Source organism: Verrucosispora sp. WMMC514, assembly GCF_027497295.1.
Classification (GTDB): Bacteria; Actinomycetota; Actinomycetes; order Mycobacteriales; family Micromonosporaceae; genus Micromonospora; species Micromonospora palythoicola.
Genome location: NZ_CP114906.1, coordinates 5798457 through 5812437 on the forward strand (window position 1 = coordinate 5798457; position 13981 = coordinate 5812437).

Annotated in this window: 16 protein-coding genes; 9 read left to right on the plus strand and 7 right to left on the minus strand. The window is 72.3% G+C overall.

Annotated elements, in window-relative coordinates:
- Positions 1–103 precede the first annotated feature (103 nt).
- From O7597_RS26910 to rfbB, 6 genes are read right to left on the minus strand one after another with little or no spacing between them, the layout of a single operon-like run.
- Complete coding sequence (locus O7597_RS26910) at positions 104–1132, minus strand: glycosyltransferase family 2 protein (protein WP_269741475.1); 1029 nt, start codon at positions 1130–1132, stop codon at positions 104–106.
- A complete protein-coding gene (locus O7597_RS26915) occupies positions 1129–2430 on the minus strand; it encodes a polysaccharide biosynthesis protein (RefSeq protein ID WP_269741476.1) in 1302 nt (433 codons plus the stop codon). Before O7597_RS26915 ends, O7597_RS26910 begins: the two co-directional genes overlap by 4 nt.
- A complete protein-coding gene (locus tag O7597_RS26920; protein WP_269741477.1) occupies positions 2430–3131 on the minus strand; it encodes a glycosyltransferase family 2 protein in 702 nt (233 codons plus the stop codon). The genes O7597_RS26915 and O7597_RS26920 overlap by 1 nt, the downstream gene beginning before the upstream one ends.
- On the minus strand, positions 3124–3522 hold the full coding sequence (locus tag O7597_RS26925; protein ID WP_269741478.1) for a DUF2304 domain-containing protein: 399 nt from the start codon (positions 3520–3522) through the stop codon (positions 3124–3126). Before O7597_RS26925 ends, O7597_RS26920 begins: the two co-directional genes overlap by 8 nt.
- Entirely contained in the window at positions 3519–4403 is an 885-nt protein-coding gene (gene rfbD, locus O7597_RS26930; RefSeq protein WP_269741479.1) for a dTDP-4-dehydrorhamnose reductase, read from the minus strand. The genes O7597_RS26925 and rfbD overlap by 4 nt, the downstream gene beginning before the upstream one ends.
- Positions 4400–5398: a dTDP-glucose 4,6-dehydratase gene (gene rfbB, locus O7597_RS26935; protein WP_269741480.1), complete on the minus strand. Its 999-nt coding sequence runs from the start codon at positions 5396–5398 to the stop codon at positions 4400–4402. Before rfbB ends, rfbD begins: the two co-directional genes overlap by 4 nt.
- An 85-nt stretch (positions 5399–5483) precedes the next feature.
- On the opposite strand from rfbB, the gene rfbA reads away from it, so the two are divergent.
- From rfbA to O7597_RS26955, 4 genes are read left to right on the plus strand one after another with little or no spacing between them, the layout of a single operon-like run.
- Positions 5484–6395, plus strand: coding sequence for a glucose-1-phosphate thymidylyltransferase RfbA (gene rfbA, locus O7597_RS26940; protein ID WP_269741481.1), 912 nt, complete (start codon positions 5484–5486; stop codon positions 6393–6395).
- Complete coding sequence (gene rfbC / locus O7597_RS26945) at positions 6392–7009, plus strand: dTDP-4-dehydrorhamnose 3,5-epimerase (protein WP_269741482.1); 618 nt, start codon at positions 6392–6394, stop codon at positions 7007–7009. The genes rfbA and rfbC overlap by 4 nt, the downstream gene beginning before the upstream one ends.
- Before the next feature lie 57 nt (positions 7010–7066).
- Positions 7067–8425, plus strand: coding sequence for a Pup--protein ligase (gene pafA / locus O7597_RS26950; RefSeq protein WP_164446958.1), 1359 nt, complete (start codon positions 7067–7069; stop codon positions 8423–8425).
- A 55-nt stretch (positions 8426–8480) separates the two neighbouring features.
- Positions 8481–8666 carry a hypothetical protein gene (locus O7597_RS26955; RefSeq protein WP_164446957.1) on the plus strand — a complete coding sequence of 62 codons (186 nt, stop codon included), beginning with the start codon at positions 8481–8483 and terminating at the stop codon, positions 8664–8666.
- Between the two features lie 31 nt (positions 8667–8697).
- On the opposite strand, the gene O7597_RS26960 is transcribed toward O7597_RS26955, so the two are convergent.
- Positions 8698–9801, minus strand: a complete 1104-nt coding sequence (locus O7597_RS26960) for a DUF3866 family protein (protein WP_269741483.1) — start codon at positions 9799–9801, stop codon at positions 8698–8700.
- A 195-nt stretch (positions 9802–9996) separates the two neighbouring features.
- Between O7597_RS26960 and O7597_RS26965 the strand changes: the two genes are divergently transcribed.
- The 5 genes from O7597_RS26965 (at position 9997) to tatC (ending at position 13819) form a co-directional block, all read left to right on the plus strand.
- Positions 9997–10986 carry a WYL domain-containing protein gene (locus O7597_RS26965; protein WP_269741484.1) on the plus strand — a complete coding sequence of 330 codons (990 nt, stop codon included), beginning with the start codon at positions 9997–9999 and terminating at the stop codon, positions 10984–10986.
- 52 nt (positions 10987–11038) lie between these two features.
- Positions 11039–12052 (plus strand): YafY family protein, encoded by a 1014-nt coding sequence (locus O7597_RS26970; RefSeq protein ID WP_269741485.1) that lies wholly within the window; start codon positions 11039–11041, stop codon positions 12050–12052.
- A gap of 10 nt (positions 12053–12062) precedes the next feature.
- Positions 12063–12311: a hypothetical protein gene (locus tag O7597_RS26975; protein WP_093405953.1), complete on the plus strand. Its 249-nt coding sequence runs from the start codon at positions 12063–12065 to the stop codon at positions 12309–12311.
- A 248-nt stretch (positions 12312–12559) separates the two neighbouring features.
- Positions 12560–12850, plus strand: coding sequence for a Sec-independent protein translocase subunit TatA (tatA, locus tag O7597_RS26980; RefSeq protein ID WP_269741486.1), 291 nt, complete (start codon positions 12560–12562; stop codon positions 12848–12850).
- An 18-nt stretch (positions 12851–12868) separates the two neighbouring features.
- Positions 12869–13819, plus strand: coding sequence for a twin-arginine translocase subunit TatC (gene tatC / locus O7597_RS26985; RefSeq protein ID WP_269741487.1), 951 nt, complete (start codon positions 12869–12871; stop codon positions 13817–13819).
- The last annotated feature ends 162 nt before the right edge of the window (positions 13820–13981 follow it).

Genomic DNA, 13981 nt, shown 5'->3' on the forward strand with positions numbered 1-13981 from the left:
TGCGGCGGCGCCGGCGCCCGAGCGGTTTCGACCGGTCGGGCGCCGCGTCGTTCCCCGACCGGGCCGACGGTGCGCTGAGTCGGCTGGCGCCGGGTGGACCCGATCAGCGGCGGGCGAGCAGCCTCCGCGCGAGTGCCCACCAGGCCATGGCGACCGCGTTGAAGACGCCCATCCCGGGCGGGGCCGCCACGTTCGACGGGGCGACGCGGGCGGTCATCAGGTGGGCGAGGGTGCCGTCGCCGACGGTGCGTTCGGCCTGCAGGCGTCGCCGACGGGCGCGTACCCAACCGCGGTGCCGCCACAGCCAGGCCCAGCCCCGGGTCTTCTGCCGCCCCCAGCCGCCGGCCAGCGCGGCGGCGAGCATGGCGACCTCGGTGAGCAGCAGCATCGGTGCCAGCAGGGCCAGGGTCCGGCCCTGGTACGCGGTCAGCAGGGTGAGCAGTCGGTTGCGTTCGACCAGGTAGAGCTTGAGGTCGTTGCGGGAGAACTCGTAGTGGTGCCGGACCACGGCGTCGGGCACGTACTCCAGCCGTAGGCCGCGCTGCCACAGCCGCAGGCTGAGTTCGGTGTCCTCGTGGTAGGCGAAGTACTCGTCGGCGAAGCCGTCGAGGTCTGTCCAGCGGTGGCGGCTGATGACGAAGCAGCAGCCGCTCAGTGAGGGCACCGTGGTGCGCCGGGCGTGGGCGCTGGCGGGTTCGCCGTTGCCGCCGGCCCAGGACAGGCCGGTGAAGTGCAGCGGGTTGCCCGAGGTGTTGATCAGCTCGGGGTCGTGGGCGAGCCGGATGGAGGCCATGGCGGCGCCGACGCCGGGCTCGGCGGCCACCGCGACGACCTTGGCGAGGGCGTCGGGGGCGACGATGGCGTCGGAGTTGACGAAGGCCAGCCAGTCGCCGGTGGCCTCGGCGGCACCGATGTTGCAGCCGCCGGAGTAGCCGGTGTTCGCCTCCGGCCGCACGAGCCGCACGCCCGGCAGGCCCTTGACCACGTCGATGCCGTCGCCGGTGCAGCCGTTGTCGACCACGACGAGTTCGATGTCGACTCCGGTGCTGGCCAGTACGGCCCGGGCGGCGTCGACCAGCCAGGGTTCGGCACCGTAGGCGAGCATCACGGCGGTGACGCGGGGCGGTCTCATGGTGCTCCTCCGCTGGTGGTGGCGGGCACCGGCGCCGCGACCGGTGGTGCGGGTGGTGCCGTCCGTCGGCGGCGCAGCAGGGCCACCATGACGGCGGCGGCCACCACGGAGCCGACGGTGTAGCCGAGTTCGACGCGCAGCGCGACGGGCAGTGGGGGCAGGGTCGCCACGATCAGCGCGGCGACACCGACGGTCCAGGCCAGGGCTTGGGCGTGGTGCCGGTCGCGGGCCAGCAGCGCCTGGCCGAGCACCATCGCCCACAGGTAGGCCAGGGTGGCCACCGAGAGCCAGGCGAAGTCGCCGTGGCCGAGGACGTCCGGGGTGTCGAAGAGGGCCCGCACGAGCCACGGGCCGAACAGTGCGGCAAGGGCACCGCCGAGGGCCCCGAGGGCGGTGACGACGGCCAGGGATCGGCGGAGCATTGTGCGGAAGGCCGGTTCGTCGCCGGTGGCGGCGGCGGTGGACAGGCCGGGCAGCAGCGCGGCCTGCATCGAGCCGAACACGAACAGGGGTATGCGGACCAGCACCAGCGCGGAGAGCAGGGCGCCGGCGGTGGCGACGTCGGTCGGGTCGAGCAGCCGTACGTTGATCACGCCGATGTTGACGACCACCTGGGCGAGCAGGCTGGAGACGGTGAGCAGGGCGAGGCCGCGGAGCAGGGGTGGCCAGGGGACCGCCGGTCCACGGCCGATAGTCCGGACGATCGGTGCGGCGGTCAGCGCGACGGCGGCCAGCGGGGCCGCGACCAGCACCAGCGCGTAGGCCACGGGTGAGTCCACGCCGGTGAGGGCGAGGATGGCGACCAGGCCGATGCGCAGCCCGCCGTCGAGGCCGAGTTGGGTGCCGTACCAGCCGAAGCGGCGCAGGCCGGAGAGCACCCCTCGGGTGGTGTGCGCCACCGCCAGCGCGGCCAGTGCGCCGCCGAGGGCGGGCACCATCGCGGGGTCGCCGTCGAAGAGCCGGTCGGTGAGCAGGTCGGCGGCGCCGACGGTGAGCACGAGCAGCAGGCCGAGTACGGCGGCGGCGACGGCGGCGCCACGGGCCAGTACCGGTCCGGGTGGCAGCCCACGGGTGTGCCGGGCCGCGACGAGCCGGGCGACCTCCTGTTCCACGGGAAAGAACACGCCGATGCCGAGGGTGAACACGACGGACCAGAGCACCGACAGCGAGGAGTAGTCGGCGGCGTCGAGGTTGTGCCCGGCCAGGGCGAGGTGGACGTACGAGGCCAGCCCGACCACGGCCAGTCCGATGCCGACGCCGATGGTGCCGGGTGGGACGAGACGGAGCAGGCGGCGCATCACCGGCGGATGAGGGCGAGGGTGAGCACGGCCACGGCCCGGCCGAGGTAGATCATCGCCCGCGCGGGGGAGTGGCTGGGCGTGCCGGCCATCCGGCGGCGCATGGCGACCGGCACCTGCTGGATCCGGTAGCCGCGCCGGGCGGCGTGCACGAGCGTCTCGACGGTGTCGCCGAGGTACTCGGCGGGGTACCAGCCGGCGAACATCTCGATCATTCGTCGGTTGGCCGCCCGGAAGCCGCTCGTGGTGTCGGTCAGCGTGGTGCCGGCCAGGCCGGACAGCACCAGCGACAGCATGCCCATCGCCCAGCGGCGCGGCCCGCGTACCGTGTATTCGCCCTCGCCGGCGAACCGGGCCCCGATGACCAGGTCGTAGTCGTCGAGCAGGTCGACGAGCTTCGGTACGTACCGGGGGTCGTGCTGCCCGTCGGCGTCGACCTGCACCGCGACGTCGTATTCGTGGTCGTGGGCGTAGCGGTAGCCGAGTCGCATGGCGCCCCCGACGCCGAGGTTGTACGGCAGTCGGGCGACCCGGGCGCCGGCGGCGGCGGCGACGGCGGCGGTGTGGTCGGTGGAGCCGTCGTCGACGACGAGCACGTCGACGCCGGGCAGTTCGCCGCGGATCTCGCCGACGACGTCGCCGATGGAGGCAGCTTCGTTGAGCGCCGGAATGATGATGAGCAGCCGCTTGCCGTTAACCATCGTGGGACACCATCTCGGTCCGGTCCAGTCGTCGGGTCCACTCCGCCCGTTCCGCCCGTTCGGCCTCGACTTCGGCGCGGAGCAGGGCGAACTCCTCGGCGAGGGTGCGGGTCTCCTCCTCCAGCGCGCTGACCTCCCAGCTGAGGTGGATGCAGACCAGCAGGAGGAAGACGATGCCGAGGAAGAGCACCAGGCTGACCCCGGAGGCGACACCGAGCAGGTCCGCGACGCCGTCGAGCAGCCGGGGGAACAGCGAGAGCGGGATCACCACGAACAGCAGGCCGAGCCAGAGCATGCCGTACTTCTCGCGCAGTTGCCGGCGGCGCAGCAGTTCGACGATCGTGGCCAGCAGGATCAGGCCGGTCAGGCCGGTGACGAGGGTGAGCTTCATACGACCTTCCACGGGGAGGGTGGAGCGGCGGGGGCGAACGCGTCGGCCAGGGTGGCGTGCCAGTCCGGCAGGGGCGGCAGCCCGGCCTCGGCCCACCGGCCGTGCCCTAGCACACTGTACGTCGGTCGGGGGGCGGGTCGCACGAATCGGGCACTCGTGGTGGGTCGGATCCGGTCCGGGTCGAGACCGTGCCGGGCGAACACGGCGCGGGCCAGGCCGTACCAGGTGGTCTCGCCGGAGCAGGTGCCGTGGTAGATCCCGGGCGCGGCGCGTCCGGCGTGGGCGGCCTCGGCGAGCGCGACCAGGTGTCGGGCCAGTGCGTGGGACCAGGTCGGCTGGCCGCGCTGGTCGTCGACGACGTCGAGGGTGCCGCGGCGGTCGGCCAGGTCGAGCATGGTGGTGACGAAGTTGCGGCCGTGGGCGCCGTAGAGCCAGGCGGTCCGCACCACGTATCCGGTGTCGGGCAGCAGCCGGGTCACGGCCTGTTCGCCGATCAGTTTGCCGCGACCGTACGCGTTGAGCGGTGCGGTGGGCGCGTCCTCGGGGTACGGCGTGGTGGCGGTGCCGTCGAAGACGTAGTCGGTGGACAGGTGCAGCAGGCGGGTGCCGTGGGCGGCGCAGGCGGTGGCGAGGTGGGCGACGGCGTCACCGTTGACGGCGGTGGCGGACGACTCGTGTGTCTCGGCGCCGTCGACGTCGGTCCAGGCGGCGGTGTTCACCACCACGTCGTGGCCGGCGACGGCGGCGTGCACGGCGGCCGGGTCGGTGATGTCGAGGTCGGCGCGGGTGGCGGGGGTGACCTGGTGTTCCGGCCGCGCTTCGACGACGTCGACCAGGTCGCGTCCGAGCATCCCGCCGGCGCCGGTCACCAGGAACCTCATGCGCTCGCCGCCTTCAGCGGTTCCCACCAGGCGCGGTTGTCCCGGTACCACCTGACGGTGTCGGCGAGTCCGGTGTCGAGGGTGATGCTGGGGGCGTACCCGAGCTCGTTGCTGATTTTGGTGATGTCGAGGGAGTAGCGGCGGTCGTGTCCCTTGCGGTCGGCGACGGGGGTCACCCGGTCCCAGCCGGCGTCGCAGGCGTCGAGCAGCCGGGCGGTCAGCTCCTTGTTGGTGAGTTCGGTGCCGCCGCCGATGTGGTAGACCTCGCCGGCGCGACCCTTGTGCTGGACGAGGGCGATGCCGCGGCAGTGGTCGTGCACGTGCAGCCAGTCGCGTACGTTGCCGCCGTCGCCGTAGAGCGGGACGGTGCGCCCGTCGAGGAGGTTGGTGACGAACAGTGGGACGACCTTCTCCGGGTACTGGTAGGGCCCGTAGTTGTTGGAGCAGCGGGTCACCACCACGTCGAGGCCGTGGGTGCGGTGGTAGGCCAGGGCGAGCAGGTCGGAGCCGGCCTTCGACGCCGAGTAGGGGGAGTTGGGGGCCAGCGGCCAGTCCTCGGTCCAGGAGCCCTCGGCGATGGAGCCGTAGACCTCGTCGGTGGAGACGTGCACGAACCGGGCGACGCCGTGGCGTAGCGCGGCGTCGAGCAGGTTCTGGGTGCCGAGGACGTTCGTGGTGACGAAGGGTGCGGCACCGGCGATCGAGCGGTCGACGTGGGACTCGGCGGCGAAGTGCACGACCACGTCGTGCCCGGCGACGGTCTCGTCGACCACCTCGGGGTGACGGATGTCACCCTGGACGAACCGCAGCCGGGGATCGTCGGCCACCGGCGCGAGGTTGGCCAGGTTGCCGGAGTAGGTCAGCGCGTCGAGCACGGTGACCTGGGCCGGTTCCACCGCCGGTACGCCCGCCGCGCCGCCGCCGGGGACGCCGAGCAGCGTCCGGACGTATTCCGAGCCGATGAAGCCGGCGCCGCCGGTGACCAGGATCCTCACGGGTCCGGAAGTCTACGCGAAACGGCCACATCCGCAGCGCAGGCGACGCGCGCCGGTCCGTCCCGCTGCCGGTAGGCTCGCCCGGATGCGTGGAATCCTGCTCGCCGGTGGCACCGGAAGCCGGCTGTGGCCGATCACCCGGGCGGTGTCGAAACAGCTGATGCCGGTCTTCGACAAACCGATGATCTACTACCCGCTCTCCACCCTGGTGATGGCCGGGATGTCCGAGATCCTGGTGATCACCACACCGGAGGAGCAGGGCCAGTTCCAGCGGCTGCTCGGTGACGGCAGCCAGTTCGGGCTGCGGCTGGAGTACGTCGCCCAGCCCCGGCCGGAGGGCATCGCGCAGGCGTTCGTGCTGGGCGCGGACTTCATCGGCGACGAGTCGGTGGCGTTGATCCTCGGCGACAACATCTTCCACGGTGCGGGTCTGGGCCGGCAGTTGGCCGCGGCCGGTGATCCGGTGGGTGGCCGGATCTTCGCGTACCCGGTGGCCAACCCGCAGGCGTACGGCGTGGTGCGCTTCGACGCCGCTGGGCGGGTGTTGTCGATCGAGGAGAAACCGCAGCGCCCGACGTCCCGGTACGCGGTGCCCGGCCTGTACTTCTACGACAACCGGGTGGTGGAGATCGCCCGGGGGCTCACGCCCAGCGCCCGGGGCGAGTTGGAGATCACCGCGGTGAACGAGGCGTACCGGCGGTGGGGTGAGCTGTCGGTCACCGTGCTGGACCGGGGGACCGCCTGGCTGGACACCGGCACCTTCACCTCGCTGATGCAGGCCGCCGAGTTCGTCCGGGTGATCGAGGAGCGGCAGGGCATGAAGATCGGCTGCGTGGAGGAGGCCGCCTGGCGGGCCGGGCTGATCGACGACGCGCGGTTGCGCGCCCTGGCCGAGCCGCTGACCCGCAGCGGCTACGGCGACTACCTGCTCGACCTGCTCGCCGGTGACCGGCAGGAGCCGACCGGCGAGTTCGGCGCTACGGGGGCGGCCCGGTGAAGCTGCGACCGTTGAGCGTCGAGGGCGCCTGGGAGGTCACTCCGCAGCAGCACGGCGACCCACGCGGACTGTTCCTGGAGTGGTACCGCTTCGACCGGTTGGCCGAGGCGGTCGGGCATCCGCTGCGACTGGCGCAGGGCAACCTGTCCGTCTCGGCCCGCGACGTGGTGCGCGGCATCCACTTCGCCGACGTGCCGCCGGGGCAGGCGAAGTACGTCACCTGTGTCCGGGGAGCGGTGCTCGACGTCATCGTCGACCTGCGGGTCGGCTCGCCCACCTTCGGCCGGTGGGAGGGGGTGCGCCTGGACGACGTGGACCGGCGCGCGGTCTACCTGGCCGAGGGGCTCGGTCACGGCTTCTGCGCGTTGACCGACGACGCCACCCTCAACTATCTCTGCTCGACCACGTACAACCCGTCGGCCGAGCACGCGGTGCACCCGCTGGACGAGGAGCTGGGCATCGACTGGCCGACCGCGAGCCCGCGCCTGTCCGCCCGCGACGCCGCCGCGCCCACGCTGGCGCAGGCCCGGTCGGCCGGGCTGCTGCCGCAGTACGACACCTGCCGGCGGCACGTCGCGACTCTCGTCGCCGCGGCGGGTTCCACCGACGGCTGAGGTCGGCACGTGCCCCGACAGTGACGAACAGGGCCTCCGTACGGCTAATGTCTCATCATGGAACGGCGAATCTTCGGTCTGGAGACCGAGTACGGCGTCACCTGTACCTACCGCGGACAGCGGCGGCTGTCCCCCGACGAGGTGGCCCGGTACCTCTTCCGCCGGGTCGTGTCCTGGGGCCGGTCGAGCAACGTCTTCCTGCGTAACGGCGCGCGGCTCTACCTGGACGTCGGCTCGCACCCCGAGTACGCCACCCCGGAGTGCGACTCGGTGGTCGACCTGGTCGCCCACGACCGGGCCGGTGAGCGGATCCTGGAGGGGCTGCTCATCGACGCGGAGAAGCGGCTGCACGACGAGGGCATCGCCGGCGAGATCTACCTGTTCAAGAACAACACCGACTCGGCCGGCAACTCGTACGGCTGCCACGAGAACTACCTGGTGTCCCGGCACGGTGAGTTCGGCCGGCTCGCCGACGTGCTGATCCCGTTCCTGGTCACCCGGCAGCTCATCTGCGGTGCCGGCAAGGTGTTGCAGACGCCGCGTGGGGCGGTCTACTGCCTGTCCCAGCGGGCCGAGCACATCTGGGAGGGGGTGTCATCGGCCACCACCCGCAGCCGCCCGATCATCAACACCCGGGACGAGCCGCACGCCGACGCGGAACGGTACCGCCGGCTGCACGTCATCGTCGGTGACTCCAACATGAACGAGGTCACCACGCTGCTGAAGGTCGGCACCGCCGACATCGTGCTGCGGATGATCGAGGGTGGCGTGGTGATGCGCGACCTCACCCTGGAGAACCCGATCCGGGCGATCCGGGAGGTGTCGCACGACATCACCGGCCGGCGGAAGGTGCGACTGGCCTCGGGCAAGGAGATCAGCGCCCTGGAGATCCAGCAGGAATATCTGGCCAAGGCCACCGAGTTCGTCGAGCGCCGGGGCGGCGACCAGACCGCCAAGCGGGTGGTCGAGTTGTGGGGCCGGGTGCTGCGGGCGGTGGAGACCGGCGACCTGGAACCGGTCTCCCGGGAGATCGACTGGGTGACCAAGCTGCGCCTGATCGAGCGTTACCAGCGCAAGCACGACCTGCCGCTGTCGCACCCCCGGGTGGCGCAGATGGATCTGGCGTACCACGACCTGCGCCGTGGGCGGGGCCTCTACGCCTTGCTGGAGCGGCGCGGCGAGGTGGACCGGGTGGCCACCGATCCGGAGATTTTCGAGGCGAAGGAGACACCGCCGCAGACCACCCGGGCCCGGCTGCGCGGCGAGTTCATCCGGCACGCCCAGGAGAAGCGGCGGGACTTCACCGTCGACTGGGTGCACCTGAAGCTCAACGACCAGGCGCAGCGGACCGTGCTCTGCAAGGACCCGTTCCGGGCGTACGACGAGCGGGTGGAGCGGCTGATCGCCAGCATGTGACGGGGTCGACCGGGGCCACGCCGACCGGCGCGGCCCCGGGTAGGCTGGTCAGGCCATGATTTTTCCTGAACCTCCCACTCCGGGCGCGCAACGGCAGAGCTGGCTCGAACGCCGCCGCGACAAGATCCGCGACGAGATCGAGCGTAACCGCCGTGGCGAGTACACCGTGCCCACCTGGGTGCTGGCCCTGGCCCTGGCGCTGATCGTCGGTGCCTGGGCCGCCCTGGTCATCTTCGCCTGACGCGCGCGGGGCGGTCGAGCAGGGCGCCTCGTCAATCCCCGGCCGGTGACTGCGCCGTCAGGCGGGCGGCGTGCCGGCCGGCCGCGGCGGCGGCCAGGAAGTAGGCGTGGTCGGCGTCCAGCCCGCGTCCCATCGTCGACAACGGCACCGGACTGCGGCGCAGCGCCGCGTCCAGCCCGACGGTGTCCACCCGCACCAGCGTGTGCCGCTGCGCCAGCGGTGCCACCGCGGCGTCGACCTCGGCGGCCAGCGCCGGTTCCAGGCCCGCCGGCAGCACCAGTTCCGCGCGGGCCAGCGCCACCCGGCCGTACGCGGTGAGGCTGTGGTGCGAGACGCCGCGGTGTCGGGGGCGCGGGTCGGCGGCGGAGATCCGCAGCGAGCCGACCGGGCGTCCACCGAGCGTGGCGACGGCGTTCACCGCCTCGCCGACGGCCACCCCGGAGAATCCCCAGCGGGTGCCGGTGCCGAGATTGCCCGGGCCCTGGGCCACCACCGCGACGTCCGCGCCGAGCACGTGCCGGGCGGCGAGCAGTCCGCTGTGCAGCGTTGTGGCCTCCAGGTCACCTCCGAACGCCTGCCCCACGCTGATCGTGCCGACAAGTTCGTCGCGCAGTCCGGCGAGGGTGCGGGAGAACCAGGCGGGCAACGCCCCGCCGTCGGTGAGCAGGTACGCCACCCGCGCCCGCGGCGCGTCGACCCGGATGCCGGCGAGGATCGCCGGCAGCGCGGAGTGCAGGTCGGCGGTCACCACCGGTAGACCGGCCAGGTCGTCGGCGGCCGCCAGCGCCGCCCGGTGCGGTGACGCCTCCTCGTCGACGCCGAGCAGGATCGGCTGCAACGGGGTGTAGCGGGCCTTGACCAGATGACCCGCGTCGCGGGAGTCGATCGCCTGCGGCGGATCCGGCGGTAGCCGCTCCGGCAGCGCCACGACCAGGGCGTACCCGCCGGTGCCCAGACCCATCAGCAGCGCACCGGCGTTGAGCAGCACCCGGTCGCCGGTCTCGGGCTCACCGACCAGCGCCGGATAGGCCAGCGCCCGCATCGCGCCGCCGCCGTCCACCTCGACGTCCAGCTCCACCGCGCCGGCCCACCGCCGACGCACCCTGAGTACCGCACCTGCCCGCCACCGCACCACCCCCGAACGCTAACCCTCCACCCCCGGCACCCCTCGCCCCACCCCGTCGATCTTGCACTTTCTGCCCCCGATAGCACAACAAAAGCGACATACCGGCGACCACAAGTGCAAGATCGACGAGAAGGGGGGGTTGGGGGGTGGTGAGGGTGGCGTGGGATGGCTGTGTGGGGGGTCAGGGCTGCTAGCGTCTACGGGGTGTCACGTAGTCGCACCGAACGGCTGGTCAACCTGGTGATCTGCCTGCTGTCCACGCGGCGGTTCCTGACCGCCGCGCAGATCGCCGCGACCGTGCCCGGTTATGAACACGATCCGGACGACGCCCGCGAGCACGAGGCCTTCCAGCGCAAGTTCGAGCGGGACAAGGCCGAGCTGCGGGAACTGGGCGTACCGCTGGAGACCGGCACGGCGAGCGCCTTCGACGCGGAGCCCGGGTATCGGATCGCCCACCGGGAGTACGCGCTGCCCGACATCCCCCTCCAGCCCGACGAGGCGGCCGCGGTGGGCATCGCCGCTCGACTGTGGCAGCACGCCGGCCTGGCCGCCGCCGCCTCGTCCGGGCTGGCGAAGCTGCGCGCCGCCGGCGTGGACGTGGATCCGCAGGCCACCCTCGGGCTGGAGCCGATGGTCACGGTCGACCCGGCGTTCGCGCCGCTGACCGCCGCCGCCCGCGACCGGCGGGAGGTCCGCTTCGACTACCGGGTGCCGGACCGCGACGCGTCTGCCCGGCGCCGCCTGCAACCGTGGGGAGTGGTCTGCTGGCGGGGCCGGTGGTACGTGGTCGGTCACGACCTGGACCGCGACGCCACCCGCTGCTTCCGACTGTCCCGGGTGGTGGGCCCGGTGCGGGCCACCGGCGAGTCGGGTGCCTACCAGCCGCCGACCGGCGTCGACCTGATCAGTCACGTGGCCCGCTGGTCCGGTCCGGTCGAGCGACCCGGCCGGGCGACCGTGCTGGTCACCCCGGGCCGGGCCGCCGGGTTGCGCCGCTGGGCGGTGGAGGTCACCGCCGGCCCCGACGCGGACCGGCTGGTGCTGCCGTACGGCGACGCCTGTTCGCTGGCCGGTCACCTCGTCGGCTACGGGCCCGACGTGCGGGTGGTCGACCCGCCCGAGGTGCGGGAGGCGGTCATCCAGCGGCTGAAGGAGATCGCCGCCCGACACGACTCCCTGGCGGTGGTCCGGTGAGCACGCGGGACGAGCCGGCGCGCCGCGCGGTGGTGCGCGGAGGGTGGTCCCGGTGAGCGGTGTGGCGCCACGGGCCGGATCCCGGGCCTCGGCGGACCGGCTGGCCCGGCTGCTGAACCTGGTGCCGTACCTGCTCGCCCGGCCCGGGATCGAGATCGCCGAGGCGGCCGGTGACCTGGGTGTCACCGAGCGGCAGCTACGCGAGGACCTGGAGCTGTTGTGGGTCTGCGGGCTGCCCGGGTACGGCCCGGGCGACCTGATCGACATGGCCTTCGACGGTGACCGGGTGACCATCACCTACGACGCGGGCATCGACCGGCCGCTGCGGCTCACCCCGGATGAGGCACTGGCGCTGGTGGTGGCGTTGCGGATGCTTGCCGAGACGCCCGGGGTGGCGAACCGGGAAGCGGTCGAGCGGGCCCTCGCGAAGATCGAGGACGCGGCGGGTGACCTGGTCGCCGCGCCGGTCGAGGTGCGGCTGCCCGGTGACACCGGGCGGGTGGAACAGTTGCGGGCCGCGGTGGAGGGCGGTCGCGCGTTGCGGATCACGTATTACACGCCGGCCCGGGACGAGACCACCGAGCGGGTCATCGACCCGCTGCGGGTGCTGATGATTGGTGGCCGGACGTACGTGGAGGCGTGGTGCCGCCGCGCCGAGGCGGTGCGGCTGTTCCGGGCCGACCGGATCGACGCGGTGACCGCGTTGGCCGAACCCGCCGTGGTACCCCCGCAGGCCCAACCGCACGACCTGCGTCACGGGGCGTTCCGGCCCTCGCCCGACCTGCCCCTGATCACGTTGCGGATCGGTCGGGGCGAACGGTGGATCACCGAGTACTACCCGTGTGAGCGGGTCGAGTCCGACGGCGAGCGGTGGTTGGTGTCGCTGCGCGTGACCGATCTCGGCTGGGCCCGTCGGTTCGTGCTGGGTCTCGGCCCGGACGTCGAGGTCGTCGCGCCGGCCGAGTTGGCCGGGCAGATCCACGAGTCGGCGGTGGCGGCCCTGGAGGCGTACGCCCACCCGGTGCCGGCCGACGCGAATCCGGCGGCGGCCGGCGACAGGCAGTAGGCTGGCCGGCGTGCTGAAGTGGATCGTGCTCGCGCTCGTGCTGGTGCCGTTGGTTCTGCTCGCGCTGGCGGTACGACCCGTGCTGGCGCGACTGCCCCGGCTGCGCCGGGCGGCGCTGGCGTTGCAGCGACGGGCCGACGAGGCGACCGCGCTGCGCGAGGCGGCGGAGAGTCTCCAGCAGCGGGCGGAGGGCTTGCAGAGCCGGCTTGAGACGACCCAGCAGCGGCTCACCGTGATCAAGGCGCGTCGCGGCGACTGAGGGCCGTTCCACCGGCGTCACATCCCGCGCGGTGCGCATTCCTGCCCGTACGGTGCGTGCTGCTGCACACGGCGTCGCGGCTTCGCGCAGAATGATCCAGCCGCACGGTTGACGGGACACTCGCGGTTGGCCGAGACTTCACCCGCCGGGACGAACCACCACCGCCCCGGCGGGTGGCAATGGCCGTCGTCGCACGTACGATGGGCTGCGGAACCACCCTCATCGACACAGTGCGACTGGAGCCCTCCATGCATGCCCTCAAGCCCTGGCACATCGCCGTACTCGTGGTCGTGCTGATCCTGCTCTTCGGCGCGAAGCGGCTCCCCGACGCCGCCCGGTCCCTCGGCCGCTCGCTGCGGATCATCAAGGCCGAGACGAAGAGCCTGGCCGACGACGACCGCGACCTCGCCGGCAAGGCCGACGCGCAGGCCGGCTACCAGCCGTACCCGCCGCAGCAGCCGGCACCGCAGCAGCAGCCCTACCAGGGCACCGTGCAGCAGCCGGTCGTCGACCCGGTGCAGCGCGTCCGCGAGAACTGACCCCCGGGTCCGGTAATCGTGGCCTTCGGACTCAGCAAGCGCGGACCGAGCAGCTTCGAGCGGGCCGCCGACGGCTCGATGACCCTCGTCGAGCACATCCGCGAGCTACGCAACCGGCTGTTCAAGGCGTCGCTGGGCATCCTGATCGGCTTCGGCTTCGGTCTCTGGCTGGCCGGCCCCGTCCGTGAGTTGCTGTCCCAGCCCTACTGCCAGTTGCCCGGCAGTCAACTGCCCGACGGCCGGTGCAACTTCGTCCAGCTCGGTCCGGCGGACCTGTTCCTGCTGAACCTGAAGATCGGTCTGTGGGTCGGTCTGATCCTCGCCGCGCCGGTCTGGCTCTACCAGTTGTGGGCCTTCATCGCACCGGGCCTGCACCGGCACGAGCGGCGGTACGCGTACGCCTTCACCGCCCTGGCCGCACCGTTGTTCGCGGCCGGCGCCGTGCTGGCGTACTTCGTCGCCTCGAAGGGGCTGGAGTTCCTGCTGGAGATCTCGGGCGATGACATCAACACCACGCTCGACATCACCCGCTACATATCGTTCATCACCAACCTGATTCTGATGTTCGGGGTGGCGTTCGAGTTTCCGTTGATCGTGTTGATGCTCAACTTCGTCGGCATCGCCAGCGCGAAGCGGCTGCTCAGCTGGTGGCGGGTCGCCGTGTTCGTCTTCTTCGCCTTCTCGGCGGTGGTCACCCCCACGCCGGACCCGTTCGGCATGAGCGCGCTGGCGTTGTGCCTGTGCGCGCTCTATTTCGCCGCGGTCGGCGTCGCGTTCCTCAACGACAAGCGCCGGGGACGCGGCAAGGAGATCTATGCCGGCATCGACGACGACGAGGTCTCCCCGCTGGAGTTCGACCGGGAGCCGGTCGAGGCGGGGCAGCGGGTCGACGCGAGCGGCCCGATCGACGCCCCCGCACCTGTCGACGCGCCGGCTCCGATCGACCGACGGTATGACGACGTGACCTGACGCGCGACGTGTGACGGATGCACGCGGCAAGCCTTCCCGGGGTGGAAGGCTTGCCGCGTTTTCGGTGACCGCGATCGGCGGTCGAACCCCGGTGTGGCCGCACCGGTTACCCGACAGCAGCGCCACCGTCAGCCGGAGAGTCGGCAATCCGTCAACGGGTTG

Excerpts from the sequence above, each read along its gene's own strand:
- O7597_RS26915 (WP_269741476.1), bottom strand. The coding sequence starts at position 2,430 with ATGCGCCGCCTGCTCCGTCTCGTCCCACCCGGCACCATCGGCGTCGGC.
- pafA (WP_164446958.1), top strand. The coding sequence starts at position 7,067 with ATGGAACGGCGAATCTTCGGTCTGGAGACCGAGTACGGCGTCACCTGT.
- O7597_RS26920 (WP_269741477.1), bottom strand. The coding sequence starts at position 3,131 with ATGGTTAACGGCAAGCGGCTGCTCATCATCATTCCGGCGCTCAACGAA.
- O7597_RS26910 (WP_269741475.1), bottom strand. The coding sequence starts at position 1,132 with ATGAGACCGCCCCGCGTCACCGCCGTGATGCTCGCCTACGGTGCCGAA.
- rfbD (WP_269741479.1), bottom strand. The coding sequence starts at position 4,403 with ATGAGGTTCCTGGTGACCGGCGCCGGCGGGATGCTCGGACGCGACCTG.
- rfbA (WP_269741481.1), top strand. The coding sequence starts at position 5,484 with ATGCGTGGAATCCTGCTCGCCGGTGGCACCGGAAGCCGGCTGTGGCCG.
- tatA (WP_269741486.1), top strand. The coding sequence starts at position 12,560 with ATGCATGCCCTCAAGCCCTGGCACATCGCCGTACTCGTGGTCGTGCTG.
- O7597_RS26955 (WP_164446957.1), top strand. The coding sequence starts at position 8,481 with ATGATTTTTCCTGAACCTCCCACTCCGGGCGCGCAACGGCAGAGCTGG.
- O7597_RS26925 (WP_269741478.1), bottom strand. The coding sequence starts at position 3,522 with ATGAAGCTCACCCTCGTCACCGGCCTGACCGGCCTGATCCTGCTGGCC.